Source organism: Lacisediminimonas profundi (genome assembly GCF_008831265.1).
GTDB classification, from domain to species: domain Bacteria; phylum Pseudomonadota; class Gammaproteobacteria; order Burkholderiales; family Burkholderiaceae_D; genus Lacisediminimonas; species Lacisediminimonas profundi.
The window spans coordinates 700,327-726,444 of sequence record NZ_VTTH01000001.1 but is presented as its reverse complement, the minus strand read 5'-3'; the positions used below and the strand labels follow the sequence as shown (position 1 = coordinate 726,444).

Annotated in this window: 27 protein-coding genes, 1 tRNA gene and 1 pseudogene; 15 read left to right on the top strand and 14 right to left on the bottom strand. The window is 62.6% G+C overall.

The genetic code is table 11. From position 1 onward, the window contains the following. Nucleotides 1-103: 103 nt before the first annotated feature. Nucleotides 104-180 (bottom strand) — tRNA-Arg (locus FVE66_RS03255). Between the two features lie 236 nt (nt 181-416). Here FVE66_RS03255 and FVE66_RS03250 point away from each other — a divergent pair. Next, the gene (locus tag FVE66_RS03250) at nt 417-758 is read left to right on the top strand and encodes a hypothetical protein (RefSeq protein WP_151445927.1); all 342 of its coding nucleotides are present in this window, start codon (nt 417-419) and stop codon (nt 756-758) included. Between the two features lie 27 nt (nt 759-785). Here FVE66_RS03250 and FVE66_RS03245 read toward each other — a convergent pair whose 3' ends face one another. Beyond that, nucleotides 786-1,097 carry a hypothetical protein gene (locus FVE66_RS03245; RefSeq protein WP_241672989.1) on the bottom strand — a complete coding sequence of 104 codons (312 nt, stop codon included), beginning with the start codon at nt 1,095-1,097 and terminating at the stop codon, nt 786-788. 160 nt (nt 1,098-1,257) lie between these two features. Between FVE66_RS03245 and ompR the strand changes: the two genes are divergently transcribed. The 3 genes and pseudogenes from ompR (at nt 1,258) to FVE66_RS20655 (ending at nt 3,369) form a co-directional block, all read left to right on the top strand. Continuing rightward, nucleotides 1,258-2,013 carry an osmolarity response regulator transcription factor OmpR gene (gene ompR, locus FVE66_RS03240; protein WP_151445926.1) on the top strand — a complete coding sequence of 252 codons (756 nt, stop codon included), beginning with the start codon at nt 1,258-1,260 and terminating at the stop codon, nt 2,011-2,013. Nucleotides 2,014-2,109: 96 nt separating this feature from the next. After that, nucleotides 2,110-2,475 (top strand): annotated as a pseudogene (locus FVE66_RS20660) (two-component sensor histidine kinase); the annotation flags it as partial. A 27-nt stretch (nt 2,476-2,502) separates the two neighbouring features. Further along, the gene (locus FVE66_RS20655) at nt 2,503-3,369 is read left to right on the top strand and encodes an ATP-binding protein (protein ID WP_421829131.1); all 867 of its coding nucleotides are present in this window, start codon (nt 2,503-2,505) and stop codon (nt 3,367-3,369) included. A gap of 13 nt (nt 3,370-3,382) precedes the next feature. Here FVE66_RS20655 and FVE66_RS03230 read toward each other — a convergent pair whose 3' ends face one another. Continuing rightward, entirely contained in the window at nt 3,383-3,688 is a 306-nt protein-coding gene (locus FVE66_RS03230; RefSeq protein ID WP_151445925.1) for an encapsulin-associated ferritin-like protein, read from the bottom strand. 208 nt (nt 3,689-3,896) lie between these two features. Between FVE66_RS03230 and FVE66_RS03225 the strand changes: the two genes are divergently transcribed. Further along, on the top strand, nt 3,897-4,349 hold the full coding sequence (locus tag FVE66_RS03225) for a host attachment protein (RefSeq protein WP_151445924.1): 453 nt from the start codon (nt 3,897-3,899) through the stop codon (nt 4,347-4,349). A 30-nt stretch (nt 4,350-4,379) separates the two neighbouring features. Here the strand turns inward: FVE66_RS03225 and ispF are convergent, their stop codons facing one another. Together ispF and ispD are read right to left on the bottom strand one after the other, a co-directional pair. Then, nucleotides 4,380-4,889, bottom strand: a complete 510-nt coding sequence (ispF, locus tag FVE66_RS03220) for a 2-C-methyl-D-erythritol 2,4-cyclodiphosphate synthase (protein ID WP_151445923.1) — start codon at nt 4,887-4,889, stop codon at nt 4,380-4,382. After that, on the bottom strand, nt 4,886-5,602 hold the full coding sequence (gene ispD, locus FVE66_RS03215) for a 2-C-methyl-D-erythritol 4-phosphate cytidylyltransferase (RefSeq protein WP_151445922.1): 717 nt from the start codon (nt 5,600-5,602) through the stop codon (nt 4,886-4,888). Before ispD ends, ispF begins: the two co-directional genes overlap by 4 nt. A gap of 192 nt (nt 5,603-5,794) precedes the next feature. Between ispD and mfd the strand changes: the two genes are divergently transcribed. From mfd to FVE66_RS03195, 4 genes are all read left to right on the top strand, one after another. Next, nucleotides 5,795-9,241 (top strand): transcription-repair coupling factor, encoded by a 3,447-nt coding sequence (mfd, locus tag FVE66_RS03210; RefSeq protein ID WP_151445921.1) that lies wholly within the window; start codon nt 5,795-5,797, stop codon nt 9,239-9,241. Nucleotides 9,242-9,288: 47 nt separating this feature from the next. Next, nucleotides 9,289-10,134: a phosphoserine phosphatase SerB gene (gene serB, locus FVE66_RS03205; RefSeq protein ID WP_151446397.1), complete on the top strand. Its 846-nt coding sequence runs from the start codon at nt 9,289-9,291 to the stop codon at nt 10,132-10,134. 74 nt (nt 10,135-10,208) lie between these two features. Beyond that, nucleotides 10,209-10,571: a DUF4870 family protein gene (locus FVE66_RS03200; RefSeq protein WP_151446396.1), complete on the top strand. Its 363-nt coding sequence runs from the start codon at nt 10,209-10,211 to the stop codon at nt 10,569-10,571. A 420-nt stretch (nt 10,572-10,991) separates the two neighbouring features. Beyond that, nucleotides 10,992-12,383, top strand: coding sequence for a putative bifunctional diguanylate cyclase/phosphodiesterase (locus FVE66_RS03195; protein ID WP_151445920.1), 1,392 nt, complete (start codon nt 10,992-10,994; stop codon nt 12,381-12,383). A gap of 62 nt (nt 12,384-12,445) precedes the next feature. Here FVE66_RS03195 and FVE66_RS03190 read toward each other — a convergent pair whose 3' ends face one another. From FVE66_RS03190 to phaC, 5 genes are all read right to left on the bottom strand, one after another. Beyond that, entirely contained in the window at nt 12,446-13,615 is a 1,170-nt protein-coding gene (locus FVE66_RS03190; RefSeq protein ID WP_151445919.1) for a cystathionine beta-lyase, read from the bottom strand. A 63-nt stretch (nt 13,616-13,678) separates the two neighbouring features. Continuing rightward, nucleotides 13,679-14,134 (bottom strand): hypothetical protein, encoded by a 456-nt coding sequence (locus tag FVE66_RS03185; protein ID WP_151445918.1) that lies wholly within the window; start codon nt 14,132-14,134, stop codon nt 13,679-13,681. Continuing rightward, the gene (gene rimO, locus FVE66_RS03180) at nt 14,134-15,495 is read right to left on the bottom strand and encodes a 30S ribosomal protein S12 methylthiotransferase RimO (RefSeq protein ID WP_151445917.1); all 1,362 of its coding nucleotides are present in this window, start codon (nt 15,493-15,495) and stop codon (nt 14,134-14,136) included. The genes FVE66_RS03185 and rimO overlap by 1 nt, the downstream gene beginning before the upstream one ends. Nucleotides 15,496-15,620: 125 nt before the next feature. After that, nucleotides 15,621-16,184, bottom strand: coding sequence for a polyhydroxyalkanoate synthesis repressor PhaR (gene phaR, locus FVE66_RS03175; protein ID WP_151445916.1), 564 nt, complete (start codon nt 16,182-16,184; stop codon nt 15,621-15,623). Nucleotides 16,185-16,338: 154 nt separating this feature from the next. Then, the gene (gene phaC, locus FVE66_RS03170) at nt 16,339-18,066 is read right to left on the bottom strand and encodes a class I poly(R)-hydroxyalkanoic acid synthase (RefSeq protein ID WP_151445915.1); all 1,728 of its coding nucleotides are present in this window, start codon (nt 18,064-18,066) and stop codon (nt 16,339-16,341) included. A 77-nt stretch (nt 18,067-18,143) separates the two neighbouring features. Between phaC and FVE66_RS03165 the strand changes: the two genes are divergently transcribed. After that, nucleotides 18,144-18,377: a hypothetical protein gene (locus FVE66_RS03165; RefSeq protein ID WP_151445914.1), complete on the top strand. Its 234-nt coding sequence runs from the start codon at nt 18,144-18,146 to the stop codon at nt 18,375-18,377. Between the two features lie 22 nt (nt 18,378-18,399). On the opposite strand, the gene pgeF is transcribed toward FVE66_RS03165, so the two are convergent. Both pgeF and FVE66_RS03155 read right to left on the bottom strand, forming a co-directional pair. Beyond that, on the bottom strand, nt 18,400-19,158 hold the full coding sequence (gene pgeF, locus FVE66_RS03160) for a peptidoglycan editing factor PgeF (protein ID WP_151446395.1): 759 nt from the start codon (nt 19,156-19,158) through the stop codon (nt 18,400-18,402). After that, nucleotides 19,158-20,159, bottom strand: coding sequence for an RluA family pseudouridine synthase (locus tag FVE66_RS03155; protein ID WP_151445913.1), 1,002 nt, complete (start codon nt 20,157-20,159; stop codon nt 19,158-19,160). Before FVE66_RS03155 ends, pgeF begins: the two co-directional genes overlap by 1 nt. A 60-nt stretch (nt 20,160-20,219) precedes the next feature. Between FVE66_RS03155 and FVE66_RS03150 the strand changes: the two genes are divergently transcribed. Further along, on the top strand, nt 20,220-21,032 hold the full coding sequence (locus tag FVE66_RS03150) for an outer membrane protein assembly factor BamD (RefSeq protein ID WP_151445912.1): 813 nt from the start codon (nt 20,220-20,222) through the stop codon (nt 21,030-21,032). Nucleotides 21,033-21,104: 72 nt separating this feature from the next. Here FVE66_RS03150 and yaaA read toward each other — a convergent pair whose 3' ends face one another. Then, nucleotides 21,105-21,881, bottom strand: coding sequence for a peroxide stress protein YaaA (yaaA, locus tag FVE66_RS03145; RefSeq protein ID WP_151446394.1), 777 nt, complete (start codon nt 21,879-21,881; stop codon nt 21,105-21,107). Nucleotides 21,882-21,906: 25 nt separating this feature from the next. Between yaaA and FVE66_RS03140 the strand changes: the two genes are divergently transcribed. Both FVE66_RS03140 and FVE66_RS03135 read left to right on the top strand, forming a co-directional pair. Then, the gene (locus FVE66_RS03140; protein ID WP_151445911.1) at nt 21,907-22,374 is read left to right on the top strand and encodes a putative toxin-antitoxin system toxin component, PIN family; all 468 of its coding nucleotides are present in this window, start codon (nt 21,907-21,909) and stop codon (nt 22,372-22,374) included. Between the two features lie 92 nt (nt 22,375-22,466). Next, nucleotides 22,467-23,660: a pyridoxal phosphate-dependent aminotransferase gene (locus FVE66_RS03135; protein WP_151445910.1), complete on the top strand. Its 1,194-nt coding sequence runs from the start codon at nt 22,467-22,469 to the stop codon at nt 23,658-23,660. Nucleotides 23,661-23,766: 106 nt separating this feature from the next. Here FVE66_RS03135 and FVE66_RS03130 read toward each other — a convergent pair whose 3' ends face one another. Then, on the bottom strand, nt 23,767-24,405 hold the full coding sequence (locus tag FVE66_RS03130) for a glutathione S-transferase family protein (protein ID WP_151445909.1): 639 nt from the start codon (nt 24,403-24,405) through the stop codon (nt 23,767-23,769). A gap of 213 nt (nt 24,406-24,618) precedes the next feature. Here FVE66_RS03130 and FVE66_RS03125 point away from each other — a divergent pair, with 213 nt between their 5' ends. Continuing rightward, entirely contained in the window at nt 24,619-25,398 is a 780-nt protein-coding gene (locus FVE66_RS03125; protein ID WP_151445908.1) for an oxepin-CoA hydrolase, alternative type, read from the top strand. Continuing rightward, on the top strand, nt 25,395-26,108 hold the full coding sequence (locus FVE66_RS03120) for a histidine phosphatase family protein (RefSeq protein ID WP_241672987.1): 714 nt from the start codon (nt 25,395-25,397) through the stop codon (nt 26,106-26,108). Before FVE66_RS03125 ends, FVE66_RS03120 begins: the two co-directional genes overlap by 4 nt. Nucleotides 26,109-26,118: the final 10 nt, after the last annotated feature.

The following is a 26,118-nucleotide window of genomic DNA, read 5'->3' as shown; positions in this document are numbered from 1 at the left end:
GTTGATTCGAGGTCGGGAGATGTCGAGTCTGATCCAGAGCATCTTCCGATGCCGGACGCACAAAGACGAAGGGCCTGTCTTTCGACAGGCCCTTCGGTGATGCTGGTGCGGCTGGCAGGAATCGAACCCACGACCCCTTGGTTCGTAGCCAAGTACTCTATCCAGCTGAGCTACAGCCGCGCTGAGAACGAAATTATAGCACCAGATTAATTCGCATGGGAAGCCCCTTGGCGAAACAATATTTCGCCTTTGCCAGGGAAGGTTAATCCCCCTGCCGGTTGATGGCGGCGAGCACCCGCGCGGGATCAATGGCGGCCCGATTCAGGATTGCGCCAACGCGCCTGAACCGCATATGTGTCCGTGCCGTTGCGCTGGCTGCGGTAGACTGATCATGTTGCCTGCGGCCCTGCCCCGACATGAAACCTTACAGGATGTGCCTGTCTTTCCTTGCCGCCTCGGTGCTACCGGCACTGCTGGCATCGCCTGCATTCGCCCTGACAGAAGAAGATCTTCGCGCGCTGGACCAGAAATGCGAGCAAGCCCGCATAGCCGCACTGACCCCGATCAGGGAAAAAATGGCGCGCGAATGCGCGCAGTCGCGCCCGCTGCAAGAATGCGAGACGGAACTCAGCACCTACGGCAACAGCCGAACGGGCGGTCGAGGCAATGTCGTGCCGGGATTGTTTTATGACCTGCCGGAATGCAAGGCGGCGCAGGCCGCCTGGGAAGAATGGGACCGGACCCGGCCCTGGAAATGACCGGACACGCGTCCGGAAAACCGCGCCCTACCGGCGCGGAATGTAGATATCCTGCCCGGCCTCGTTGATCTGGCGGCGCAAGTTGCGCCGCTCCTCGGGTGACAGGCGACCGGCCTGGCGACGCGCATTGTCCTGGGGTTCGCTATACTGCGCGGCTGGATTGCGGGAACCACCACCGGCTCCGCCACGGTTATCCGGCGACGCGCCCGGTACCAAACGCTCACCGCCGCGCTGTGCATACCGGTCCCAGTTCGCCGGCGCGGCAGCAACCAGGCCGGCGCCGAGTAGCGATCCGAACACAGCAAGTAAAATAATAATCTGGAACAACTGCTTTGCCATCAGGTGCTTTCAAGTACCGTAGGTGAACCCGCTTTCAATGAAAACCAGTGTATGTGCAGACGACCTGCACCAGAACGGAATCGGCGTAAAGTGTGTAACACTTTGTTATTCATGCGCTTCGAATTGTACATCGCAGTTTCTGGTTAGATAACATAAGCGAATGAATACGACAAACGGATCCAATCAAAGCAACCCGGCCAGCAAGGCGCGCATTCTCGTGGTCGATGACGACATCCGCCTGCGCGACCTGCTGCGGCGCTATCTTGGCGAACAGGGCTTCAATGTAGTCACTGCCGAGAATGCGCAGGCGATGAACAAGCTGTGGCTGCGCGAGCGCTACGACCTGCTGGTCCTCGACCTCATGCTTCCTGGCGAAGACGGCCTGTCGATCTGCAGGCGGCTGCGCGGAGCCGGCGATGAAACGCCGATCATCATGCTGACTGCCAAGGCCGAGGATGTCGATCGCATCATCGGCCTCGAGATGGGCGCGGACGACTATCTTCCCAAACCCTTCAATCCGCGCGAGCTGGTGGCGCGCATCAATGCCGTGCTTCGTCGCAAGGGCCCGGACGAAGCCCCGGGCGCTCCTTCGGAAACGCCGCAGTCATTCAGTTTCGGCGAATTCGTGCTCGACCTCGGCACGCGCACCCTGAAGAAGAATGGCCAGAGCGTGCCCCTGACCACCGGCGAATTTTCGGTGCTGAAGGTGTTTGCCCGCCATGCGCGGCAACCCTTGTCGCGCGAAAAGCTGATGGAGTTGGCGCGCGGGCGCGAATACGAGGTATTCGACCGCAGCCTGGACGTGCAGATCTCCCGCCTGCGCAAGCTGATCGAGCCGGATCCGTCCAGCCCTCTCTATATACAGACGGTGTGGGGACTCGGCTATGTGTTCATTCCAGACGGCCAGCCGCGCTGACCATTGACTATCCCGATCACACGTCGCACAGGCCGCTTCGCGTGGCTGCGCAGCGGGCTGCTATGGCGCACATTTTTCCTGCTCGCCTTCCTGATCGCAGCCAGCATGGCGGCCTGGGTCGCCAGCTTCCGCATGGTCGAGCGCACGCCGCGCGCCAGCCAGATTGCGGCGCAGGTGGTATCCATCGTCACCATCACTCGTGCCGCCCTGACCCACTCCGCTCCTGACTCGCGGCGTGAACTGCTGTTCGACCTGGCCAGCAACGAAGGGGTGCGGATTTATGCGCGGGAAGAAACCGATGTACTCAAGCCGCCGACCGACAATGCGCTGATGCCGGTGATCCAGTCGGATGTCCGCGCCAGGCTGGGCGCAGACACGGCATTCGCCAGCTCGGTCAATGACATACCGGGTTTCTGGGTCAGCTTCAAGATCGAAGATGACGAGTACTGGCTGGCCCTGGAAAGGGAGCGTGTCGAACGTTCGTCGGGCGTGCAGTGGCTGGGCTGGGGGGCAACGACGCTGATCTTGTCCCTGCTCGGCGCCGTGTTCATCTCGCGCCTGATCAACCAGCCGCTGGCAAGGCTGACTGCCGCCACCAGGTCAATGGCGAAAGGCCAGGCGCCGGAACCATTGCCGGAAGCCGGGCCGACTGAAATCCGCCAGGCAAACCGCAGCTTCAACCAGATGGTCGATGACCTGCAGCGGGTCGAGTCCGACCGCACCTTGATATTGGCGGGCATTTCTCACGATCTGCGCACGCCGATCTCGCGGATGGTGCTCGAGGTAGAAATGGCCAGGCTGCCGGAAGACGCTCGCCGCGGGATGCAGTCGGACCTGGCCCAGATGGATGCCATCATCGCCCAGTTCCTCGACTATGCGCGTCCGAGCGACAGCACGAAATTTGTCGTGGTCGACCTGAGCGCGCTGATGGAAGAGACGGCGCACGCGGTGCAGCGTTCACCCGACTTGAATGTGACGACCCGAATCAAGCCGCGAGTGCTGGTGCGTGGCAACCCGACCGACCTGCGGCGGGTGATCAACAACCTGGTGGAAAATGCGCGCCGCTACGGGCGCAAGCCGGGAGAAAAGCAGAGCAAGGTCGAGATGCTCTGCCGCGCCGAAGGAAACGAGGCGCTGGTCGAGATCAGCGACCAGGGCCCGGGAATACCGGGGGGCGACCTTGAACAACTGCTGCGCCCCTTCACGCGCCGGGACTCCGCGCGCAGCCAGGCCGATGGCGCAGGACTGGGCCTGGCAATCGTCGACCGTGTGCTCCAGAACCATGGGGCGAAGCTGCAGCTGGTGAATCGCAAGGGCGGCGGACTGATGGTCCGATTCAGGATGCCGATGGCCTAGCCGGCATGCTGGCTCAATGGCCCTCGCCCCCGTGCTCTCCGGTGATCGGTCCTGCCTTGAAAAGCGTCTGACGCAGCTCATGATCCATGCGCGGATCCTGCCTGCGTATCCACTCCAGAACCATCGCCGCGTGTTCCTTTTCCTCATCGCGGTTATGCGCCAGTATTGCCTTGAGCTCAGGGTCGCTGCAGGCATCGACGCGCTGGTTATACCAGTCGACTGCCTCCAGTTCCTCCATCAGGGAAACGATCGCCCGATGCATGTCCCTGGTCTTCCCGGACAACTTGTCCAGCGGTTCGTGGTAGCCCTCGCTTGCCATGGTGACATTTCCTTTCGTCTCGTCAAGAATCCTGTTCCGCATCCCGTCGGGAATATGGATTTCCTATCCTACACGTCCCGCCATCTCCTGATTTGCGCTGTGCGCATATCCACATGTTCGATGCCCCGGCGCAAGTCACGAACGAACGCAAGTCACGAACGAACGCGAATGCACGTTGTCGAACCGACTTGATTAACGAGGAGGAAGCATGCAAGCACACACCTGGATACTGGTCGCAGACGGCGCGCGGGCGCGCATATTCGAAACCAATCCGCAGGACACCGAACACTTTACCGAGATCCGGGATTTTTCAAATCCGGCCGCGAAGAGCCACGCCAGCGACCTGGAAACAGACAAACTCGATCGCTTCTATGGCGGCAAGGGCCAGGCCGGCCCGGGGCATTCCGCAGAGGCGCGGGAAGATCCGTTCGAGCACGCGGCCCGGGTATTCACGCACGATGTCGGCGCCTTCCTCGACCGCGCCTGCGCCGAGCACCGCTATGAAAAACTCTACGTCGTCGCACCGTCGAAATTCATCGGCGCGATAAGAAAGAGCATGGACAAGCGGACCCAGGCATCCGTCGACAAGGAAATCATAAAAGACATCTCGGGGCTCAGCGAGCCGGAGATTGAAAATTATGTAAAAAGCGCACTGCACTAGCGCGCGCCGTGGCGGCGCATCGCTGCAGGATCAGCTGCCCTGCCGGAACAGCAACGCCACCGCTTCCGCGGCGATGCCCTCTTCCCGGCCAAGGAAGCCAAGCCGTTCGTTGGTCTTGGCCTTGATGTTGACCTGCGCCGGGAGGATGCCAAGGTCGGCAGCGATATGCTCGACCATGGCCGGTATGTGGGGCGCCATTTTGGGCGCCTGGGCGATGATGGTTGCGTCGACATTGCCAACTGCATAGCCGGCCTGCGTCACACGCTGCGCCGTTTCACGCAGCAGCACGCGCGAGTCGGCGCCGGAAAACTTCGGGTCGGTGTCCGGGAAATGGCGGCCTATGTCGCCCAGTCCGGCCGCACCCAGCAGTGCATCGGTGATTGCGTGCAGCAGCACGTCCGCGTCGGAATGTCCGAGCAGGCCGCGGTCGTGCGCAATATGCACGCCGCCGATGACCAGCCTGCGATCCGGCACCAACGCGTGGCAGTCGTAGCCCTGGCCAATGCGGTACGGGGGTTGAAATGAGGGTTGATTGTTCATTGCTGCATTCCCAGGAATAGTTCGACCAGCGCCGCATCTTCCGGCAACGTGACCTTCATGTTGCGCAGGCTGCCTTCCACCAGCAGCGGCTGCAGGCCGAGCGCCTCGACCGCACTCGCTTCGTCCGTCACTACCGTTGCAGATTCTTGCGCGCTGCGCAGCGCGTCTGCCAGCATCCCGCAGCGAAACATTTGCGGCGTCTGCGCCGCCCACAGTCCGGCCCGCGGGATTGTCGCGCACACCCGGTGCGAGGCATCGGATTGCTTCATGGTATCCGCTACCGGCAGCGCCAGCAGTCCGCCCACCTCGTCGTCGCCAACTGCTTCCATCAGACTGGCTACCAGGGCCGGCGTCAGGCCAGGCCGTGCGGCATCATGCACCAGTATCCAGTCGGCGTCCGCGCATTGCCCGCGTATCGCCCGTAAACCATTCTGCACCGACTCGTGCCGCGTCGCGCCGCCGACGCGCAGCACGCTCACGCGGGAATCCTGCAATGCCAGCCCATCCACATAGCCATCCTCCGCACTGACCACGACGAACACATGTTCGATGGCATCGACAGCGGCCAGCGCCGCCACGGCATGCGCGAGCATGGGCTTGCCGCGCAATGGCAGGTACTGCTTCGGTGTGGCAGATTGCATGCGGCTGCCAACGCCGGCCGCGGGTATCAGTGCGTAGTAGCGCGGCATGCGGCCGTCAGCGCCAAGTGTCATTGTGGAACCGGTTACGTGCTATCGGGGCCCTGCGGGAACACGCGCGGGGCAATGGGAGGGATGTGTCTGGGCTATATGTGCAGACTATGCGTGTGGGATATAATCACACCAAGTTTTTTCACTGTCAAATCCGCAAAAACGGCAACACCGCGCTGTCGCGTTTGACAACTGACATTCCCATGTCACACCGCGATGTCATTCGACCCCAGAAGATCCCTCCCCAAATCCGGACACCGATTCGCCCTTCCTGCCCTGCATGGGTCGGCTGATGCGTGGGTGCTGGCACAGGCCGCCGCCGAGCTGAAATCGCAGAAGCGCATGCTGACGGTGGTTGCCGCCAATGCGACCGATGCCCAACGACTGCTGGTGGAAATCCCGTGGTTTGCGCCGCCGGGCGAAGACGCCGCCCGCTGCCACCTGCTGCCCGACTGGGAAACCCTGCCCTACGACGCTTTCTCCCCCCACCAGGACCTGGTGTCGGAACGGCTGGCGACGCTGTACGAGGTGCAAAGCGGCCGCTGCGACGTCCTGATCGTGCCGGCGACCACCGCCCTGTTGCGGATGGCGCCGCCGTCCTTCCTGGCCGGCCATACCTTTTTCTTCAAGCAGGGCGACACGCTCGACGAGGCAAAGCTCAGGCAGCAACTCACCACTGCCGGCTATTCGCACGTCGGGCAGGTCATGTCGCCCGGCGAATATTCGGTTCGCGGCGGGCTGATCGACCTGTTCCCGATGGGTTCGGCCCTGCCCTATCGCATCGATCTGTTCGGCGACACCATCGAAACCATCCGCACCTTCGATGCCGACTCCCAGCGTTCGCTCTATCCGGTCAAGGAAGTCCGGCTGCTGCCCGGCCGTGAATTTCCGATGGATGAAGCCTCGCGCCAGGCATTTCGCAGCCGCTGGCGCGAATCGATCGAAGGCGACCCGTCGCGCTCGACCATATACAAAGACATCGGCCAGGGCATCCCGACCGCGGGCATCGAGTATTACCTGCCGCTGTTTTTCGACGAAACCGCGACGCTGTTCCATTACGTGCCGCAGGACACCGCATTCGCGCTGATCGGGGATGTGGAAGCATCGATCAAGCGTTTCTGGACCGATACCCAGTCACGCTATCGTTTCCTGAAGTCGGACCGCGAGCGGCCCCTGCTCGAACCCGCCGCGCTGTTCCTGACCGACGAAGACTTCTTCACGCTGATGAAAGCGCACGGACGCTGGGTACTGCAGAAAGACGACGCGCCGTCGTCGGTTTCCGCACCGCTGCCCAACATCGCCGTCAACCGCCGCGCGGATGACCCGCTGGTCAACCTGCGCGCCTGGCTGCTGATGACCGACAAGCGGGTGATGTTGTGCGCCGACTCCAGCGGCCGTCGCGAAACGCTGCAGCAATATTTCAACGAATTCGACCTGCACTTCGAATTGTGCGAAGGCTTCCAGGATTTCCTGACCGGCTCTGCCAAGGTGATGCTCGGCGTGGCGCCGCTGCACGACGGTTTCTCGCTGGCGAACGAAAACGGGGCGCTGGCTTTCATTACCGAGACCGAGCTGTACGCCGGCACCGGCCGTCGTGCCGGACGTCGCCGCCAGGAAGGCGCGACCCAGGTCGAGGCGATGGTGCGCGACCTGTCCGAGCTCAAGATCGGCGATCCGGTGGTGCATGCCAACCACGGCATCGGCCGCTACATGGGCCTGGTCAGCATGGATCTCGGCGAAGGCGAGACCGAGTTCCTGCACCTGGAATATGCGAAGGAAACCAAGCTCTACGTGCCGGTATCGCAGCTGCACGTGATCTCGCGATATTCCGGTGCCGCGCCGGAAGATGCGCCGCTGCACACGCTTGGCTCGGGCCAGTGGGACAAGGCCAAGCGCCGTGCGGCGCAGCAGATACGCGACACTGCGGCAGAACTGCTGAACCTGTACGCCCGGCGCGCCTTGCGCAAGGGTCATGCGTTCCAGTATTCAGCCAAGGATTACGAAGCCTTCGCTGAAAGCTTCGGTTTTGAAGAAACGCCGGACCAGGCCGCCGCCATCAATGCCGTAATCAAGGACATGACCAGCGGCCAGCCGATGGACCGGCTGATCTGCGGCGACGTCGGATTCGGCAAGACCGAAGTCGCCCTGCGCGCTGCTTTCGTGGCCGTCATGGGCGGCAAGCAGGTCGCAATCCTGGCGCCGACCACCTTGCTGGCCGAGCAGCATGCGCAGACTTTTGCCGACCGCTTTGCCGACTGGCCGGTAAAAATTGCCGAGCTGTCGCGCTTTCGCACTGGCAAGGAAGTGACCCAGGCAATCAAGGGCATGGCCGCAGGAACGATCGATATCGTCATCGGCACCCACAAGCTGCTGTCGGGCGACGTCAAGTTCGAACGGCTGGGGCTGGTGATCATCGACGAGGAACACCGCTTCGGCGTGCGCCAGAAAGAAGCGCTGAAGGCGCTGCGCGCGGAAGTCGACGTCCTGACGCTGACGGCCACACCGATCCCGCGCACGCTCGGCATGGCGCTTGAAGGCCTGCGCGATTTTTCCATCATTGCCACGGCGCCGCAAAAGCGGCTGGCGATCAAGACCTTCGTGCGGGCCGAGGGCGAGTCCGTGATTCGCGAGGCCTGCCTGCGCGAGCTCAAGCGCGGCGGCCAGGTCTACTTCCTGCACAATGAAGTCGAGACGATAGAAAACCGTCGTGCAATGCTGGCCGAGCTGCTGCCGGAAGCGCGCATCGGCATCGCCCACGGCCAGATGCACGAGCGCGAGCTGGAAAAGGTGATGCGCGACTTCGTCAACCAGCGCTTCAACATCCTGCTGTGCACCACGATCATCGAAACCGGCATCGACGTGCCGACCGCCAACACCATCATCATGCATCGCGCCGACAAGTTCGGACTGGCGCAGTTGCACCAGTTGCGCGGCCGCGTCGGGCGCTCCCATCACCAGGCCTATGCCTACCTGCTGGTGCACGACGTGCAGATTCTCTCCAAGCAGGCGCAACGGCGGCTGGAGGCAATCCAGCAGATGGAAGAACTGGGCAGCGGCTTCTACCTGGCGATGCACGACCTCGAGATCCGCGGCGCCGGCGAAGTGCTCGGCGAAAACCAGTCCGGCGAAATGACCGAGATCGGTTTCCAGCTCTATTCGGACATGCTGAACCACGCGGTGAAAGCGCTGAAAAACGGCAAGGAGCCCGACCTCGAAGCGCCGCTGTCGACCACGACCGAAATCAACCTGCATGTGCCGGCCCTGCTGCCCAACGATTACTGCGGCGACGTGCACGAGAGGCTGTCGCTGTACAAGCGGCTGGCCAACTGCAACCAGCAGGCCGCCATCGACGCCCTGCAGGAAGAACTGATCGACCGCTTCGGCAAGCTGCCGGATCCGGCCCGGGCGCTGATTGAGACCCACAGGCTGCGGGTGGCGGCCGAACCGGTGGGCATTGTCAAGATCGACGCCCATGGGGAAGCAGCCGTGCTGCAATTCCAGCCCAACCCGCCGGTCGACGCCATGCGTATCATCGACCTGGTGCAAAAGAACCGGCACATCCGGCTGCACGGCCAGGACAAGCTGCGCATCACCGCTAAAATGCCGGACCTGGCGAGCCGGGTATCGCAATTGCGCTCGACGATCCGCTCGCTGGCGGCATGAAAATTCCAACTCACATTCCATTTCACATTCACGATTCACGCATCATGATGAACCTCGTACTGCAAGGCCCTGCCCCCGATCCCGCCGCCATCGAACGGCTCGCCGCCATGGCTGGCAGCAAGCGCCTGGTGGCGCTCGACTCGGGCGCGGTGCGCTGCGAGGACGTCAGCTGCGACGACGAACTGAAGGCGGAGCTGTATGCGACGGCGCTGGCGGCACGACTGGATGCCACGCTGGTGCCGGCCGGACTGCGCCTGCAGGATTTCGGGCTGGTGGCGATGGACATGGATTCCACGCTGATCACGATCGAGTGCATCGACGAGATCGCCGACATGCAAGGACTGAAACCGCAGGTGGCTGCGATTACCGAAGCGGCCATGCGCGGCGAGATCGAATTCCGCGAAAGCCTGACGCGCCGAGTGTCGCTGCTCAAGGGGCTGGATGCGACGGCGCTGGAACGGGTCTACAGCGAGCGGCTGCAACTCTCGCCCGGTGCCCAGCGGATGCTCGACGCCGTACGCAGCGCCGGCCTCAAGACCTTGCTGGTCTCGGGTGGCTTCACCTATTTCACCGACCGCATGAAAACCCGCCTGGACCTCGATTTCACCCATTCGAACCAGCTCGAAATCGTGGACGGCAAGCTGACCGGGCGGCTGGTCGGCGAGATCGTCGACGCCCAGGGCAAGAAAGCGACCGTCGAACGCGCCTGCGCCGAAATCGGGATCGGTGCGGACCGGGCAATCGTGATGGGCGATGGCGCCAACGACCTTGCGATGATGCGTATTGCCGGACTGTCCGTGGCGTTTCGCGCCAAGCCGGTGGTACGCGCGCAAGCAGATGTGGCCTTGAACTTCAGCGGCCTCGACGGCATTCTGAACCTGTTTGAATCTTGAGCCTGTTTGAATGAAGCATGCCGTGCACCATCCTGGTCGCCAGGGTCTTGCCCGGTACACAAAAGGAGCAGGGCATGGCGCAGGAAATCATGTTTGACCGGGAACTGGAATCGTACAAGAACCTGGCCTGGTGGCTTTACCTGTTCCACGGCGCCAGCCTGGTGTTCTCGCTGGGTGCGCTGTCGTTCATTCCGCTGATCATCAGCTACCTCAAGCGGCCCGATACGGCCGGCACCTTCGTCTACAGCCACCATACCTGGCAAATCCGTTCGTTCTGGTGGTACCTGGTATGGATGGCGCTCGGCGCAGTCCTGTTCATGACCGTCATCGGCATTCCGCTTGCCTGGCTGGTGTTCACCGCAGCTTGGGTATGGAAGGCCTACCGTCTGATCAAGGGCCTGCTCGACCTGAACGCGAACAAGTCCATGCCGACCTGAGGTCCGCGCCTGCGGCCTGATGGCTGCAGGCCGTTCCTGCACGGCAACCCCGGCGAGCGTCGCAGCGGCCCGATGCGGGCACGGCTGCCGGCTCCGGCATCCCTCCACGTCAAATTGTTAATTCCCGCGAACACTGATTGTTGGCTGCGGCCCGGAACGATATATTTTTTGCAATATTAATCGAGCGGCGCCCGGCACTTTCTGTAGTACGGGCATCGCACAACGAGAGCGGCTGGAAGCCGGCCGCTCTCGTTGACACCGTGGCCGGCGCCGGAGCGTGGATTGACGGTAAACGAAGACGACTTCCTGCAGCCCCCCTCATTCCCCGACCCCTCGTCAGGGAGCAGTCATTCCCCCCTTTCCGGGCGGGCGCCACGCCGCACACATGATCAGCCCCGCGCTCCCGGGCCTGCGCATCACGTGGATGCATGGTCGGCGCGCGAACTGCGCCAGCAATACAAGCGGCTGCTGGCTGCGCATCGCGAAGCGGGCAATCAGATGAAACACCTGGCCTGCCATGACCCGCTCACCGGCCTTCTCAACCGGGCCATGTTCAGCCGCCAGTTGGGCCGCGCCCTGGCACGGGCACGCCATGACGGGAGCGGGCTGGCCGTGTTGCTGATCGACCTCGACCGATTCAAACTGATCAACGACGCGCTGGGCCATCATGCCGGCGACCGGTTGTTGCAGGAAATGGCACGCCGGCTGCAAGCGGTGCTGCCGGAACGCACTGCAGTGGCCCGCATGGGCGGCGATGAATTCGTCGTGCTGCTCGACGAACCTGCCATCGCCAGTCGCCTGCCACAGCTGGCGCGGCAGATCCTGCAGGCGCTGGCGATCGAATACCCGCTGGAGGGGCAACTGCTTCACATCACCGCAAGCATTGGCGTCAGCACCTGCCCACAGGACGGGCACGATGAATACGCCCTGCTCAAGCGGGCCGACATCGCGATGTACCGCGCCAAGGCAGCTGGCAAGAATACCTGCGCGCACTATTCCTCCGGGATGGACGGGGCTTCCGCAGTACAACTGGCGCTCGAGTCGGACTTGCGCAGGGCCATCGAACGCAATGCCCTGACCTTGTACTACCAACCCAAGGTAAGGACGCAGACATCCCGTATCACCGGGTCGGAAGTGCTGGTACGCTGGGAACACGAAGAACTCGGCCTGCTGCGCCCGGAAGATTTCATCCCGCTGGCGGAAGAAACCGGGCTGATCGTGCCATTGACGAAGTGGATACTGCGGCAAGCGTGCCGCCAGAACCGCGAGTGGCGCAGCCAGGGCCTGCCCGCGCTGCAGGTGGCGGTCAACCTGTCCGCACGCCAGTTCGCCGACGGCAACCTGCTAGCCGACATCCGCTCCGTACTGGCCGAAACCGGCATGGAGCCGTCCCTGCTGGAACTGGAAATCACAGAGAGCATGATGATGCGCGACACCCGGCATTCGCGCCGGATGCTGGAGGGATTGAAGGCGCTGGGGGTGCACATTGCGCTCGACGATTTCGGCGTAGCCTATTCATCGCTGTCGCACCTGAAACGGTTCCCGATCGACATCATCAAGATCGACCGCTCCTTCATCCGGGGCATACCCGGATCACGGGCGGATGAAGCGATTACCGAAGCGATCATTACGCTCAGCCGCAACCTGAACATCAAGGTCGTTGCCGAAGGCGTCGAAAAGAAGGAGCAACTGCAATTCCTGCGCAGCCGCCGCTGCGATGAAATCCAGGGCTATCTATTCAGCCAGCCGCTGGATGCGCAGTCATTTTCGGCGCTGTTGCAGGGCAAGCAGCAAGCGCAGGTGATGGATTGAGGCGGGATTGAGGCGGGATTGAGGCCGAATTGCGCCGGAATTGACTCGGGATTGCGCCGGCCTCAGCCTTCCAGCGAGCGCAAGGCCTGTTCGATATCCGCGATCAGGTCTTGCGGGTCTTCCAGGCCGACATTGAAGCGCACCAACTGCCCGCTGCCGGCCCATCCGCTGCGCATCTGTCCGATCCGGTACGGCACGCACAGGCTGTTGGCGCCACCCCAGGAAAATCCTATCCCGAACAGGCGCAGGCTGTCGATGAAGCGGTCGGTCTGTTCCTCGCTGTAGCGTTCGTCGAAAACCACCGAGAACAATCCGCCGGCCCCGGTAAAATCCCGCTTCCACGTCTCGTGTCCGGGACAATCCGGCAAAGCCGGGTGCAGCACGCGCGCGATCTCCGGACGCGATTTCAGCCAGGCGGCGACAGCCCGGCCGCCGGCGTCGTGGGCGTCGAAGCGCAGCTTCAGCGTCGGCAATCCGCGCAGTACCAGGAAGGTGTCGTCAGCGCTGACCCCAAGTCCCAGCCGCATGTGCGCCATTTCGATGCGCCGATGCAATTCTTCGTCGCGCGTGATCACCGCGCCCATCAGCACATCCGATCCGCCCGACTGGTACTTCGTCAGCGCCTGCATCACGATGTCCACGCCGTGATCGAAAGCGGCAAAAGCCAGTCCGGCAGACCAGGTGTTGTCGAGCGCGACCGGTATGCCGCGCGCACGCGCAGCCTGGCAGATTGCAGGTATATCCGGCACCTCCATCGACACCGATCCCGGCGCTTCAGCCCAGACCAGCCTGGTGTTGTCCAGCAGCAGCGCGGCAATCCCGGCCCCCACCAGCGGGTCGTAGTAGCGCACCTGCACGCCGAAATCGCGCGCCATCCAGTTGGCAAAATCCCGGTTCGGGTTGTAGACGTTCTCCGGGATCAGCACATCATCGCCGCTCCGGAGCAAGGCCATGTGCACCATGGCGATCGCCGCCAGCCCGCTCGGCGCGAGCAGGCAGTGTTTGCCGCTTTCAATCGCAGCCAGCCGGGCTTCCAGCGTAAAGGTGGTCGGCGTGCCGTGCAGGCCGTAGGTATAGGCGCTCTTGTCCTGCCAGTTGCGCGAGCGCATGGCGGCAACGCTGGAGAACAGCACCGTCGACGCATGGTGGATTGGCACAGGAAACGCGCCGAAGCCGGCAGGTGCCAGATAGTCGTTGTGCACCAAGCCGGTCTGGACCGATTTTTTTGCCATGGCTTTGCCCCTTGGTTTGTTCAATTCAGGTCAGGCCAGCGTGCTACCGCGCCGCGGACCGGATCAACGGCCGGCGTCGGGACGGGCCGTCGGCGCAATGTTCATCCGGCGCAGCGAGAACGGCCTGGGCGGGCCATCATCGGCACCACGCCAGCTGCCATTGAACAGATCGCCTTCGCGCTTGCCCTCCCACTGGCCTGACACGTTGGTGCCGTTGACCGACTCCTCCATCCAGAATCCATCCTGATCGAATTCGCCCGCCAGCAGTATGCTGCGGCCCTGTCCGAACACGAAATACTCGCCTTCGACACCGCCTTCCTCATCCGGCTTCGGCCGCAGTTGCATCTGCACCTGCTGGTCCCCGAGCGAACCGCGCAGCACGAGACCTTTGGCCGGCATGGCCGGCTGCGCTGCGGCCGCCGGCTGGTCCTTGCCGGCCGCAGCGAGCGGTCCGGCGCACAAACACAGCAGCAGGGGCAGCAACGCGGCAAAGCGCCGCGCATGCAAGCCGCGCATCATCAGGAGCGCGCCCACAGATCGTGGGCGTCGGCCGCGTACACATCGACGTCATAAAACTCGCCGACCTTCAGCGTGCGGCCCGGCTCGTACGGCCGCTTGACGTAGACAACGCCGTCGATCTCGGGCGCATCCGCCGCCGAGCGGCCGACCGCACCCTCCGCGCTCAGCTCGTCGATCAGCACGCGGATGGTCTTGCCGATCTTGGCCCGCAGCCGTTTTTCGGAAATCGCTTCCTGCAACTGCATCACTCGCCCGCGGCGCTCTTCCCGCAGCTCTTCGGGCACCGGGTTATCCAGCGCATTGGCGGTCGCGCCTTCCACCGGCGAGTAGGCGAAGCAGCCCAGCCGGTCGATTTCGGCCTCCTGCAGGAAATCCAGCAGGTACTGGAATTCCGCCTCGGTCTCGCCCGGGAAGCCGGCGATGAAGGTGGAACGGATCGTGATGTCCGGGCACAGCGCGCGCCAGGCACGGATGCGCTCGACATTTTTTTCGCCGCTGGCCGGGCGCTTCATCCGCTTGAGCACGTCCGGATGGGCATGCTGCAGCGGCACGTCCAGGTAAGGCACGATGTTGGTGCCGTTCATCAGCGGGATGATGTCGTCGACGTGCGGATACGGATAAACATAATGCAGCCGGACCCAGGCGCCGTAGCCGGCGGCAAGCTCGTTGAGTGCGCCGACCAGCTGGGTCATGTGGGTGCGGACCGGCTTGCCGTTCCAGAATCCGGTACGGAACTTGACGTCGACGCCATAAGCGCTGGTGTCCTGCGAAATCACCAGCAATTCCTTCACGCCGGCCTTGAACAGGTTTTCCGCTTCCAGCATCAAGTCGGCGATGGGCCGCGACACGAGGTCCCCGCGCATCGACGGGATGATGCAAAAACTGCAGCGGTGATTGCAGCCCTCGGAGATCTTCAGGTAGGCATAGTGGCGCGGCGTCAGCTTGACGCCCTGGGGCGGCAGCAGGTCAGTGAAGGGCGAATGCGGCTTGGGAAGATGGAAGTGAACAGCATCCATCACCTCGCCCAGCGCATGTGGGCCGGTCACGGCCAGCACCTTGGGATGCACCTGCTGCACGATATCCCGGCCAGTAGCGTCTTTTTTTGCACCCAGGCAACCGGTGACGATCACCTTGCCATTTTCATGCAGCGCCTCGCCAATGGCGTCCAGCGACTCCTGCACGGCGGCGTCGATGAAACCACAGGTATTGACGATGACGAGATCCGCGCCGTCATAAGACTTGGCGGTTTCGTAACCTTCGGCGCGCAACTGGGTGAGTATCTGTTCGGAGTCGACCAGGGCTTTGGGGCAGCCGAGCGAGACAAAGCCGACTTTTGGTGCAACGGGGGTATCGGTGGACATGGCGCGATGGGTGAGGCAAAGGCGCTATTGTACTGGACGGCTTGAAACGCAGACGGGGACGGGTTCGCAAAGCGTAACCCGTCCCCGTCCCGACGGCGTCGAGCGGAAGGAAAACCCGCCGCAGCCTACTCTTTCTTGTTATCCCCAGGCATGGGCACGAACGGGAAGGCCCCGAACATGTTCTTGCTCTGGCTCTGCATCTGCTCCTGCATCTGCAGGAACAGGCTCTTGCTCTGCTCGATGTAGTTGCCCATCATGCCCTGCATCATCGGACCCTGCACGCTCATGAACTGGGTCCACATCTCGGGGCTGAACGGCTTGCCCTCGTACAGGCCCTTGGAGTTTTCGGTGAGCTTGTTCTGGATGTCGATGAAAGCCTGGATGTTCTTTTCCAGGTAGTTCCCCATCAAACCCTGCATCGCATGGCCGTAATAGCGAATGATCTGGGACAGCGCGCCGCTGGAGAACATCGGCGATCCATTTGCTTCTTCCTCGAGGATGATCTGCAGCAGGATGCTGCGGGTCAGGTCTTCGGCGGATTTGGCATCGACGACTGTGAAGTCCTCGTTGTTCAGCACCAGTTGCTTCACATCGGCTAGCGTGATGTAGGAACTGGTCTGCGTGTCGTACAGCCTACGGTTGGGGTACTTCTTGATCAAACGCTCGGATGTCTTTTTTGCACTAGTCATTGCTGATCTTTCACCTTGCTCCGGGACTTCAGTCAGGCCGCCGTCAATTGAAATCCTGCGGCGGGTGTTATCCGACGTTTATACTGCCAAAACTCCGACGCCGCAACCGCACATTGGTGCGATGCGATACCTGCACCCCGGCCTTACACAGACCTTACGCCTTGACCTTGACATAGCGGCCCGGCGCCGCTTCAACCGGCTTGTAATGGGCATTGCCGTAACGCCGCGGCGCCGGCACTTCCTTCCCGGCGTAACGTGCCAGGAAAGCCGACCATTCCGGCCACCAGCTGCCGGGCTTTTCAGTGGCTCTTTGCAACCACTCCTGCGCATCCACGGGCAGTTGCTTGTTGATCCAGTAACTGCGCTTCTTTTTTTCCGGCGGATTGATCACGCCGGCAATATGACCGGAGGCGCCAAGTATGAAACGGTTGTTCGCCGGCTTCTTGCGGTTGATTAACCGGGTGTTGGCATACGCCGTCGCCCACGGCACGATGTGATCCTCCCGCGAGGCGTAGATCAGCGCCGGCACGTCGATCGCACCAAGGTCTACCGGCTGGCCGCACACGCGCAACTTGTTCGGCACCTTCAGGCTGTTTTCCAGGTACAGGTTGCGCAGATACCAGCAGAACATCGGCCCGGGGAGATTGGTGCCGTCGGCATTCCAGTACAGCAAGTCGAATGGTGGCGGATCCTCGCCCATCAGGTAGTTCGACTCGACATAGTTCCAGATCAGGTCATTTGGCCGCAGGCTGGAAAATGCAGCGGAAAATTCACGGCCAAGCATGAGGCCGCCGCCGCCGATCTCACGCTCACGATGCGCCACCTGCGCCTCGTCGATAAAAACCTCGAGCGTGCCGGCATCGGAAAAATCAAGCAGTGCAGTCAGCAGCGTCAGGCTTGACACCGGCTTTTCGCCGCGCGCCGCCAGTACCGCCAGCGCGGTGGAAAGGATGGTGCCGCCGACGCAGAATCCCAGTGCGTTGACCTGTGGCTGGCCGGAAATTTCCTGCGCCACGTGCAAGGCCCGGATCGCCCCTTCTTCGACGTAGTCGTCCCAGGTCAGCCTTCCCAGTTCCGGCTGTGGATTGCACCAGGACACCAGGAATACGGTATGCCCCTGCAGCACCGCATGGCGCACCAGCGAATTGGCGGGCTGCAGGTCCAGGATGTAGTACTTGTTGATGCACGGCGGCACGATCACCAGCGGCTTTTCATATACCGTGCGGGTCTGCGGCTTGTACTGGATCAGCTGGAACAATGCGTTCTCGTACACCACCGCGCCCTCGGTCGTGGCGACATTGCGCCCGATCTCGAAGGCCTCTTCGTCGGTCTGCGAGATGTGGCCTTTCTGCATGTCGGCCAGCATGTGGGCGATACCGCGCTGCAGACTCTGGCCCCTGGTCTCGATGATTTTTTGCTGCGCCTCGGGATTGGTGACCAGGAAGTTGGCCGGCGACAGCGCATCCACAGTCTGCTGGACGGCGAAACGGATTTTCTGCTTGACCTTCGGCGTGGCCTGGACTGCATCGACCATGGAAGACAGGAAACGGCCGTTGAGCAGGTAGACCGCCGCATTGAATGCCGACAATGGATTGCTGTGCCAGGCAGCTCCGGCGAACCGTTTGTCGTCCACCGCCGGCGCCCGGGCGCTCGCCAGGTCCTGCCACAGCGCCGTGATCTGCTGCACGTATTCTTCCTGCAGCTGCTTCATGCGGGCTGGATCGACTGCGACGGGAAGCTCGCCGGACGGCCCTGACTTGGGAAGCCCGGCCTTGAACAGGTCGGCGAACGGCGGCTGCTGCAGCCAGGACTGCCACTTGAGGGGATCCGAAATCTCGTTGATCCACGCCTGCGCGGCGGCCTGCGGGTCCGGGGTATTCATGCTGATCTCACTCGTTTCGCGTATTGTTACGTCTCTTCCGGATTTTTAGAACCGCCAAGGCTGCGGCAGCTTCCTCAATGAATATCGTCGCAATCGGCTGGATCTATGTCGTGCTGATGATGGCAATCACCGAAAACAGCGTGGTAGCCGGCATCCTGACTTTCGTGCTCTACGGCTTGTTGCCGGTAGCAATCATCTTATACATCAGCGGCTCGAAGCAGCGCAAGAGGAAACAGGACGCCGGATTGGCAGCGCGGCAGGCAGCCGACAAGCATCCCACGGATACGCAATCCGGGACCTCTCCGGACTAAAAAAAACCGAACATTCAGGGACTCAGGGTATCCAGATCAGGGTCGCCATCCGTCCCGTCACGCCGTCGCGCCGATACGAATAGAAAGACTGCGGCTCGGCCACTGTGCAATGTCCGCCTCCGCCGATGGCGGTGACGCCCGCGGCGCCCAGCCGCAGCCGGGCCAGCGCGTAGAGATCGGCCAGGTATTTCCCGCTGACGCCGGGACGCGGCGCGAAGGCCCCGACAGCGGACGGATCATGCGCGATGAATGCCGTGCGCACGTCCTCCCCCACTTCAAAATTGGCGGGCCCGATTGCCGGCCCCAGCCAGGCGACGATGTCGCCCGCTCCCGCATCCCGCATTGCCTGCAGCGTGTTCTCCAGCACGCCGCCCGCCAGTCCGCGCCAGCCCGCATGCGCTGCGCCGACCACCTTGCCATTCACGTCAGCCAGCAGCACCGGCATGCAATCCGCTGTCAGGATCGCGCACACCACGCCCGGGCGATTGCTGAAGCTGGCATCGGCGCACGGAGGTGGTGCCCCTGCCGCATTGGCCGCGTCCACCACCGTCGCGCCATGCACCTGCGTCAGCCACGCCGGCTCGGCCGGCAGCAGCGCACGCAGCCGGCGCCGGTTCTCGCGCACATCATCCTCGCGGTCGCCGACATGCAGCCCGAGATCGAGCCCGCCACCGCCGTCGAGATCGCCCCACGGCCCGCTGCTGACACCGCCCGCGCGCAGCGTGGACAATGCGCCAACCGGCGGCGCCGGCGCAGGCCAGTCGGGCCGCAGCACTGGAATCACAATTCCGGCTCTGCGATGCCGGCCTGGGCCAGCAAGGCTTTCATGTCCTCCGGCAGCGGCGCGGTCCAGGAGCGCGGCTTGCCGGAGCGCGGATGCAACAGCCCCAGCCGGCAGGCATGCAGCGCCTGGCGCGGGAAAGCCGACACCAGGTGCCGCTTGCCGTACACCGAATCGCCAACCAGCGGAAAACCGACTGACTGCATGTGCACCCGGATCTGGTGGGTGCGCCCGGTCTCCAGCTGGCAGCGCACCAGGCTGACCGGGATGCGGCTCAGCATGCCGGTCGCCAGGCGATGGTAGCGAGTGACCGCAGGCTTGCCATTTTCATCTTCGCCGACCACTGCCATCTTCACGCGGTCGCGCGGATGGCGTCCGATCGGCGCGTCGATCATGCCGCTCGGCTGGGTCGTGCCCCAGGTCAGCGCCAGGTAATCGCGCTGCACGGTGCGCGCCTGCAACTGCCGCACCAGGTCGGCTTGGGCAGCGAGGGTCTTGGCCACCACCATCAGCCCGGTCGTGTCCTTGTCAAGCCGGTGCACGATGCCGGCGCGCGGCACGACGGCCAGTGCCGGACAGTAATGCAGCAGGCCGTTAAGCAAAGTGCCGCTCCAGTTGCCGGCGCCCGGGTGGACCACCATGCCGGCCGGCTTGTTGATCACCAGCAAGGTGGCGTCTTCATGCACGATGTCCAGCGTCATCGGCTCGGGCTGGTAGGGCTGCTGGCTTTCCACCAACTGCGGCAGCACGGTGACGGATTCGTCACCGTACACGGTGGCCTTGCCGCGCGCCGGCTGTCCGTCGATGGTCACAAAGCCCTGGTCTATCCACTGCTGCAGGCGGCTGCGCGAGTACTGCGGAATCAAGCTGGAAAGCGCCTTGTCCAGGCGGACGCCGCAGAACTCCGGGTTCAGCTTTACGGTGATGGGAGCGGCGCTTTCGTCGTCTTCCAGATCGGAATCGAGGGGTGCATCGGTGGAAGAGTCTGGCGTCATCGGCATTTCTGGTAATTCCTTCGGCTATAATCGGGCACCGTCCTAGGTGTACTTCTGCCACATTCCATGCGAATCCACATTCTGAAAATCACGCTGGCTGCGATCGTGCTGTCTCTGTCGGCGTGCAGTATATTGCAAAGCGACACCGTCGACGAAACCCGCGGCTGGTCGGCCAGCAAGTTGTACGCGGAGGCCCGCACCGAGATCGCCGCGGTGAATTACGACCTGGCGCTGAAATACCTGGAGAAGCTGGAGTCGCGTTATCCATTCGGCACCTATGCGCAACAAGCGCAGATGGATACCGCCTATGTCCATTACCGTGCCGGGGACCAGGCGCTGGCGCTTGCCGCCATCGACCGCTTCATCAAGCTGCATCCGGACCACCCCAACGTCGACTACATGTATTACCTGCGCGGCCTGGTCAATTTCAACGACCGCAAGAGCATCCTCGAATTCATGGCCAGCCAGGATCCGAGCGAACGCGACCAGAAGGCCCTGCGCGAAGCATTCGACTCGTTCAAGCTGCTGGTGGAACGGTTCCCGAAAAGCATCTATGCACCGGACGCCTCCGACCGCCTGGGCTACCTGCTCAATGCGATGGCCGAATACGACGTCCACGTGGCACGATACTACTACCGTCGCGGCGCCTACCTGGCAGCCGCCAACCGGGCCCAAAGCTCGGTACAGAATTTCCGCGAAGCGCCGGCCATCGAGGAAGCCCTGTGGATCCTGGTGCGCTCCTATGATGCGCTGGGAATGACGGAGCTGCGCGATGATGCCGAGCGTGTCTACCGCAAGAATTTCCCGAACAGCCAGCTGTCGGCTACCGGCCAGCAGCCCGGCAAGAGTAAATCGTCGTGGTGGAAGGTCTGGGAGTAATTTGCTGTCTCCAGTGAGGCGGGCGAACCGGGCCGCGCACCGGGCCGCCACACCGGCCTGCCGCCCCCTCGTTCACTGCTCCACCCGCCGCCGGAACACCCACTCCCTTTCGCCGGATGCGCTCTCGTCGAAAGCATAACCTTCGCTGTCGAACTCCTTCAGCTTCCCCGGCTCGGTAATGTTGTTCTCTGCCGCATAACGCGCCATCAAACCGCGCGCGCGCTTGGCGTAGAAGGAGATGATCTTGTACCTGCCACCCTTCCAGTCCTGGAAAACCGGCGAGATCACCGGCACCGGCAGCAGCGCCGGCTTGACCACCTTGAAGTATTCTTCGGACGCCAGATTGAGCAATGCCGGGGCTTTTTGCGCCTTCAGCTGCGCCGCCAGCGCGCGCGTCACCTGCTCCCCCCAGAACGCATACAGGTCGCGTCCATGCGGGTTCGCCAGGCGGGTTCCCATTTCCAGCCGGTACGGCTGCATGCGGTCCAGCGGACGCAGCACCCCGTACAGTCCGGATAAAATCCGGAGGTGGTCCTGTGCCCATCCGACCTGGGCCGGCGTCAGCGAGCGGGCGTCGAGGCCTTCATAGACGTCGCCGTTGAAAGCGAACACTGCCTGGCGCGAATTGGCGCTGGTCAAGCGCGGCGACCAGCGCGCATAGCGGTGGGCATTGAGCGCTGCCAGCGGATCGGAGATGCTCATCAGGCTGCCAACCTGCTGCGGCGACAAGCTGCGCAGCACCTCTATCAGTTCCGCGGAGCGGTCCATGAAGTCGGGTCGGGTATGCGCTTCGGTTGGTACGGGCGAGTCGTAATCGAGTGTTTTTGCAGGTGAAAGGACAATCAGCATGTGGGCAGGAGAAATGGAGCATTCAATGTTGCCCATGATACAGAATCGCGTCGTCATCGATACCAACGTATTGCTCGACCTGTTCGTGTTCAATGATCCGCGCTGGCAGCCCTTGCTGGCTGCGCTGGAGGACGGCAGCATCGAGGCCTGGACGCGGGCCGATTGTTCCTGCGAGTGGCGCATCGTGCTGGACTATCCGCATCTGCCGCTGGACCAGGACAGCCGCGCCATTGCGCATGACCGTTTCACCCGGCTGGTGCGGATGTGGGAAGGCGATCCGGTAGCGCTGGCGCTGCCGTCATGCAAGGACACCGACGACCAGAAATTCCTCGAACTGGCGCGCGATGCCGGCGCATCGGCGCTGATCACGAAAGACAAGGCGTTACTAAAGCTGGCGCGACAGATGCGGCGGCGCGGCCTGTATGCAATCGTGACCCCGCAAGTGTGGCAGGACGCGTTTGTTTCTGCTTCGTCCACCTCTCAGGCCGGGTAGCCGCCAGGGCCGAGGCTGGCCAGTCGCGCATTGCAGGGAAAACAAGCCCGCTTTAGAATGCACCCTCCTTCCCCGCACCCACCACCACGCGCATGAACAAGCAAGCGGTTCCACTATCCCAGACAATTCCGGCGCTGGCGCCGCTTCAATCGCGGCTGCCGCGCGTGGGCACGACCATCTTCACCGTCATGTCGGCGCTCGCCACCGAAAAAGGCGCAGTCAACCTCGGCCAGGGATTCCCTGATTTCGAATGCGACCCGACGCTGCCGGACGCGGTGACTGCCGCGATGAAGGCCGGGCTGAACCAGTATCCACCGATGGCCGGCGTGCCGGCACTGCGGGACGCCATCGCCAGCAAGATCGGCAAGCTGTATGGCGCGACCTACGACCCGGCGACCGAGATCACGGTCACCGCTGGTGCGACCCAGGCGATCCTGACCACGGTCCTGTGCTGCGTGCATCCGGGCGATGAAGTAATCGTGATCGAACCTGCCTACGACAGCTACGTGCCGGCGATCGAGCTCGCCGGCGGCAAGCCGGTGTTCGTGCAGATGAGCCTGACCGAGCGCGGCTATGCAGTCCCATGGGACAAGGTCGCCGCCGCGGTGTCGCCGAAGACGCGGCTGATCATGCTGAATTCGCCGCACAATCCCACCGGTTCGGTATTGCGCCCGGAAGACACGGCGGCGCTGGCCGACATCGTGCGCGGCACGCAGATCCTGATCCTGTCGGATGAGGTATACGAGCACATGGTGTACGACGGCCTGCAGCATGAATCGCTATGCCGGATTCCTGAACTGGCGGCACGTACCTTCGTCGTTTCCAGTTTCGGCAAGACCTACCACGTGACCGGGTGGAAGATCGGCTATGTCGCCGCGCCGGCAATGCTGTCGGCAGAATTCCGCAAGGTACATCAGTTCAACGTCTTCACGGTCAACACGCCGGTGCAGCATGCGATTGCAGCCTACATGGCGAATCCGCGGCCGTATCTGGAACTGCCGGCGTTCTATCAGAAGAAACGCGACCTGTTCCGCGACGGATTGAAGAACACCCGCTTCAGGATGCTGCCGTCGGATGGCACGTATTTCCAGTGCGTCGATTACACGAAGATTTCCGGCCAGTCGGAGGCAGAGTTCGCCATGTGGCTGACCTCGGAAATCGGCGTGGCGGCGATCCCGGTGTCAGCGTTCTATGACACGCCGCGGGAGTCGGGGGTGGTGAGATTTTGTTTTGCGAAGAAGGATGAGACGCTGAGCTTGGCGCTGGAGCGACTGGCGAGGCTTTGAATCAAGCGATATCCCGGTTCATGGCGTGGCCCTGGGCACGCCATTGACGCTCCCTCCCTTTCAAGGGGAGGGAGCATTCATGGCGTGCCCAGGGTAAATCCCCGCCCTACTTCTTCACCGACTCTTGATAAGCCTTCCGGTCCGCAGTCACCTTCTGCACCGAGGCCCGCTGACCCAGCATCTTCGTGTAATCCCGGATCGGCAGGTCAGCCAGTACATCCTCGCCATAAACGATCTTGCTGGCCATCCCCACCAACGGCAGGTGCACCAGGGCCGCGACATCGGCCAGCGTGAATTCGTCGCCGAGAATGTATGGATCGAACTTCACCATCCGCTTGAATGCCTCCACATTCCGCTGCAACAGTTTCTCGGTGCGGATTTTCATCTCGTCCGACACCGTGCCACCGAAGAACGCCAGCATGTACACCTCGCGCGCCACCAGTTCCAGATGCAGTTCCATGAAGGTGATCAACTCGCGCACCTTGGCCGCCTTGAACGGATCGGCCGGCATCAGCGGTTTTTGCGGATAGGCGTCTTCGAGATATTCGACCTGCACCTGCGATTCGATCAGGACGCCCTCCCCGGTTTCAAGGAATGGCACCTTGCCCAGCGGGGACTTTGCCAGCAAGTCCGGCGAGCGGCCGGGCGTGACCGTGTGTTCTTCGAAAGGGATGTCCTTTTCCAGCAAGACCAGCTTGACCTTGTTGTAGTAGTTACTGACCGGGAATCCGCAAAGCTTGAGCATGCATGTCTCCTGTTGCCTGTTGATTGATTTTGAGCGGCGCACCGGGCGCGCGGGGTTTTCGAACTCTACCCGAAAATCCCCCTGCCGCACTCCCTGCTGCACTCCCTGCTGCACTTCATGCCGCACTACATGCCGGACGCCGGTGTGATTTTCCCTCCCTTATTCGGCTATCATTTCCCCCATCCAGATTTCCGCAACCTACCTGAGCAATTCATGTCCGCCGAACTCAAAGCCTCACGACGCGATTCCACGCTGATCCTCACTCTCTCCAATCCCGGCGCGCTCAATGCCCTGCACCCCGACATGTATGCCGCTGCAGTCGAGACGCTGACCACTGCCGAACGCGACACCTCGATTCGCGCAGTGATACTCACCGGCGCCGACAATTTTTTCTGTGCCGGCGGCAACCTGAACCGGCTGCTGGAGAACCGCAGCAAGGACCCTGGCGTGCAAGTCGCAACGCTCGACGGCCTGGCTTCATGGGTGAATGCGCTGCGCGACTGCCCCAAGCCCGTGATCGCGGCTGTCGATGGCGCCGCAGCCGGAGCCGGCTTTTCGCTGGCGCTGGCCTGCGATTTCATCGTCGCCGGATCCAGCGCGAAATTCATCATGTCTTACGGACGGATCGGCCTGACGCCCGATGGCGGCGGATCATGGTTCCTGACCCGCTCGCTGCCACGCCAGCTGGCGACCGAACTGCTGATGGAGGGCAAGCCGATACTGGGTGCGCGCCTGAACGAACTGGGCATCGTCAACCGGGTGGTGCCAGACGGCACAGCACTGGACGCTGCGCTGGCATGGGCAGAGGAACTGGCCCGGCTGTCACCGAATGCGGTCGAGCGCATCAAGACCCTGATACGGGAGGCGCAGACCAATCCGCTGGAGCAGCAACTCGAAGCCGAGAAGGACAGCTTCATCGCATGCCAGCGTCACGCCGACGGCAAGGAGGGCATCACCGCCTTCCTCGAAAAACGCAAACCCCAATACAAATGACCGAGAAGACAGAGAACAATCGGCGCCGCATCTACCTGATGCGGCATGGCAGCGTCTGCTACTTTGACGACAAGGGCAGGCCATTCTCTCCCGAAGATGTGCCGCTGGATGCACTGGGACGCGAACAGGCGAGCGCCGCGGGACGCGTGTTCGCGGATGCCGGCGTGCAATTCGATCGGGTGATCGTGTCCGGCCTGCCGCGCACTGTGGAAACCGCGGCCGGCGTGCTACAGGAAACCGGCCAGCTGATCGAGATCGAAGCATGGCCGCAAATGCAGGAAATCCGCGGCGGCAAGCTGTCGGACATTGCCGATGCCGACCTGAAGGACGCATTCACCGGCGCATTCGAAGGACTGGTGCCAGAGCACAAGCAATTCCTCGGCGGCGAAACCATCGGCGAACTGCTGGACCGCGTCCATCCCGAAATCGACCGCCTGCGTGCCGACCCCGGTTGGGACACGGTGCTGATGGTGATGCATGGCGGCGTCAATCGCGCCATCATGTCCTACGCGCTGACCGGACAACGGCTGTTCCTCGGCAGCCTGGCCCAAACCGCCGGCTGCATCAACGTGATGGACGTCGGCGAAGATGCCGATGACTGGATCGTGCGCATTTCCAACTATTCGCCGCTGTCCGCATTGCAGGACGACCACCGCAGCACGACGATGGAGACCTATCTCGCCCAATACCGGAAATCACGCCAGCCATGAGCTGGCCGGC

What these genes read in the sequence shown, in the direction of transcription:
- FVE66_RS03250 (WP_151445927.1), top strand. Translation starts at nt 417, where the DNA reads ATGAAACCTTACAGGATGTGCCTGTCTTTCCTTGCCGCCTCGGTGCTA.
- FVE66_RS03245 (WP_241672989.1), bottom strand. Translation starts at nt 1,097, where the DNA reads ATGGCAAAGCAGTTGTTCCAGATTATTATTTTACTTGCTGTGTTCGGA.
- ompR (WP_151445926.1), top strand. Translation starts at nt 1,258, where the DNA reads ATGAATACGACAAACGGATCCAATCAAAGCAACCCGGCCAGCAAGGCG.
- FVE66_RS03230 (WP_151445925.1), bottom strand. Translation starts at nt 3,688, where the DNA reads ATGGCAAGCGAGGGCTACCACGAACCGCTGGACAAGTTGTCCGGGAAG.
- FVE66_RS03225 (WP_151445924.1), top strand. Translation starts at nt 3,897, where the DNA reads ATGCAAGCACACACCTGGATACTGGTCGCAGACGGCGCGCGGGCGCGC.
- ispF (WP_151445923.1), bottom strand. Translation starts at nt 4,889, where the DNA reads ATGAACAATCAACCCTCATTTCAACCCCCGTACCGCATTGGCCAGGGC.
- ispD (WP_151445922.1), bottom strand. Translation starts at nt 5,602, where the DNA reads ATGACACTTGGCGCTGACGGCCGCATGCCGCGCTACTACGCACTGATA.
- mfd (WP_151445921.1), top strand. Translation starts at nt 5,795, where the DNA reads ATGTCATTCGACCCCAGAAGATCCCTCCCCAAATCCGGACACCGATTC.
- serB (WP_151446397.1), top strand. Translation starts at nt 9,289, where the DNA reads ATGAACCTCGTACTGCAAGGCCCTGCCCCCGATCCCGCCGCCATCGAA.
- FVE66_RS03200 (WP_151446396.1), top strand. Translation starts at nt 10,209, where the DNA reads ATGGCGCAGGAAATCATGTTTGACCGGGAACTGGAATCGTACAAGAAC.
- FVE66_RS03190 (WP_151445919.1), bottom strand. Translation starts at nt 13,615, where the DNA reads ATGGCAAAAAAATCGGTCCAGACCGGCTTGGTGCACAACGACTATCTG.
- FVE66_RS03185 (WP_151445918.1), bottom strand. Translation starts at nt 14,134, where the DNA reads ATGATGCGCGGCTTGCATGCGCGGCGCTTTGCCGCGTTGCTGCCCCTG.
- rimO (WP_151445917.1), bottom strand. Translation starts at nt 15,495, where the DNA reads ATGTCCACCGATACCCCCGTTGCACCAAAAGTCGGCTTTGTCTCGCTC.
- phaR (WP_151445916.1), bottom strand. Translation starts at nt 16,184, where the DNA reads ATGACTAGTGCAAAAAAGACATCCGAGCGTTTGATCAAGAAGTACCCC.
- phaC (WP_151445915.1), bottom strand. Translation starts at nt 18,066, where the DNA reads ATGAATACCCCGGACCCGCAGGCCGCCGCGCAGGCGTGGATCAACGAG.
- FVE66_RS03165 (WP_151445914.1), top strand. Translation starts at nt 18,144, where the DNA reads ATGAATATCGTCGCAATCGGCTGGATCTATGTCGTGCTGATGATGGCA.
- FVE66_RS03155 (WP_151445913.1), bottom strand. Translation starts at nt 20,159, where the DNA reads ATGCCGATGACGCCAGACTCTTCCACCGATGCACCCCTCGATTCCGAT.
- FVE66_RS03150 (WP_151445912.1), top strand. Translation starts at nt 20,220, where the DNA reads ATGCGAATCCACATTCTGAAAATCACGCTGGCTGCGATCGTGCTGTCT.
- yaaA (WP_151446394.1), bottom strand. Translation starts at nt 21,881, where the DNA reads ATGCTGATTGTCCTTTCACCTGCAAAAACACTCGATTACGACTCGCCC.
- FVE66_RS03140 (WP_151445911.1), top strand. Translation starts at nt 21,907, where the DNA reads ATGTTGCCCATGATACAGAATCGCGTCGTCATCGATACCAACGTATTG.
- FVE66_RS03135 (WP_151445910.1), top strand. Translation starts at nt 22,467, where the DNA reads ATGAACAAGCAAGCGGTTCCACTATCCCAGACAATTCCGGCGCTGGCG.
- FVE66_RS03130 (WP_151445909.1), bottom strand. Translation starts at nt 24,405, where the DNA reads ATGCTCAAGCTTTGCGGATTCCCGGTCAGTAACTACTACAACAAGGTC.
- FVE66_RS03125 (WP_151445908.1), top strand. Translation starts at nt 24,619, where the DNA reads ATGTCCGCCGAACTCAAAGCCTCACGACGCGATTCCACGCTGATCCTC.
- FVE66_RS03120 (WP_241672987.1), top strand. Translation starts at nt 25,395, where the DNA reads ATGACCGAGAAGACAGAGAACAATCGGCGCCGCATCTACCTGATGCGG.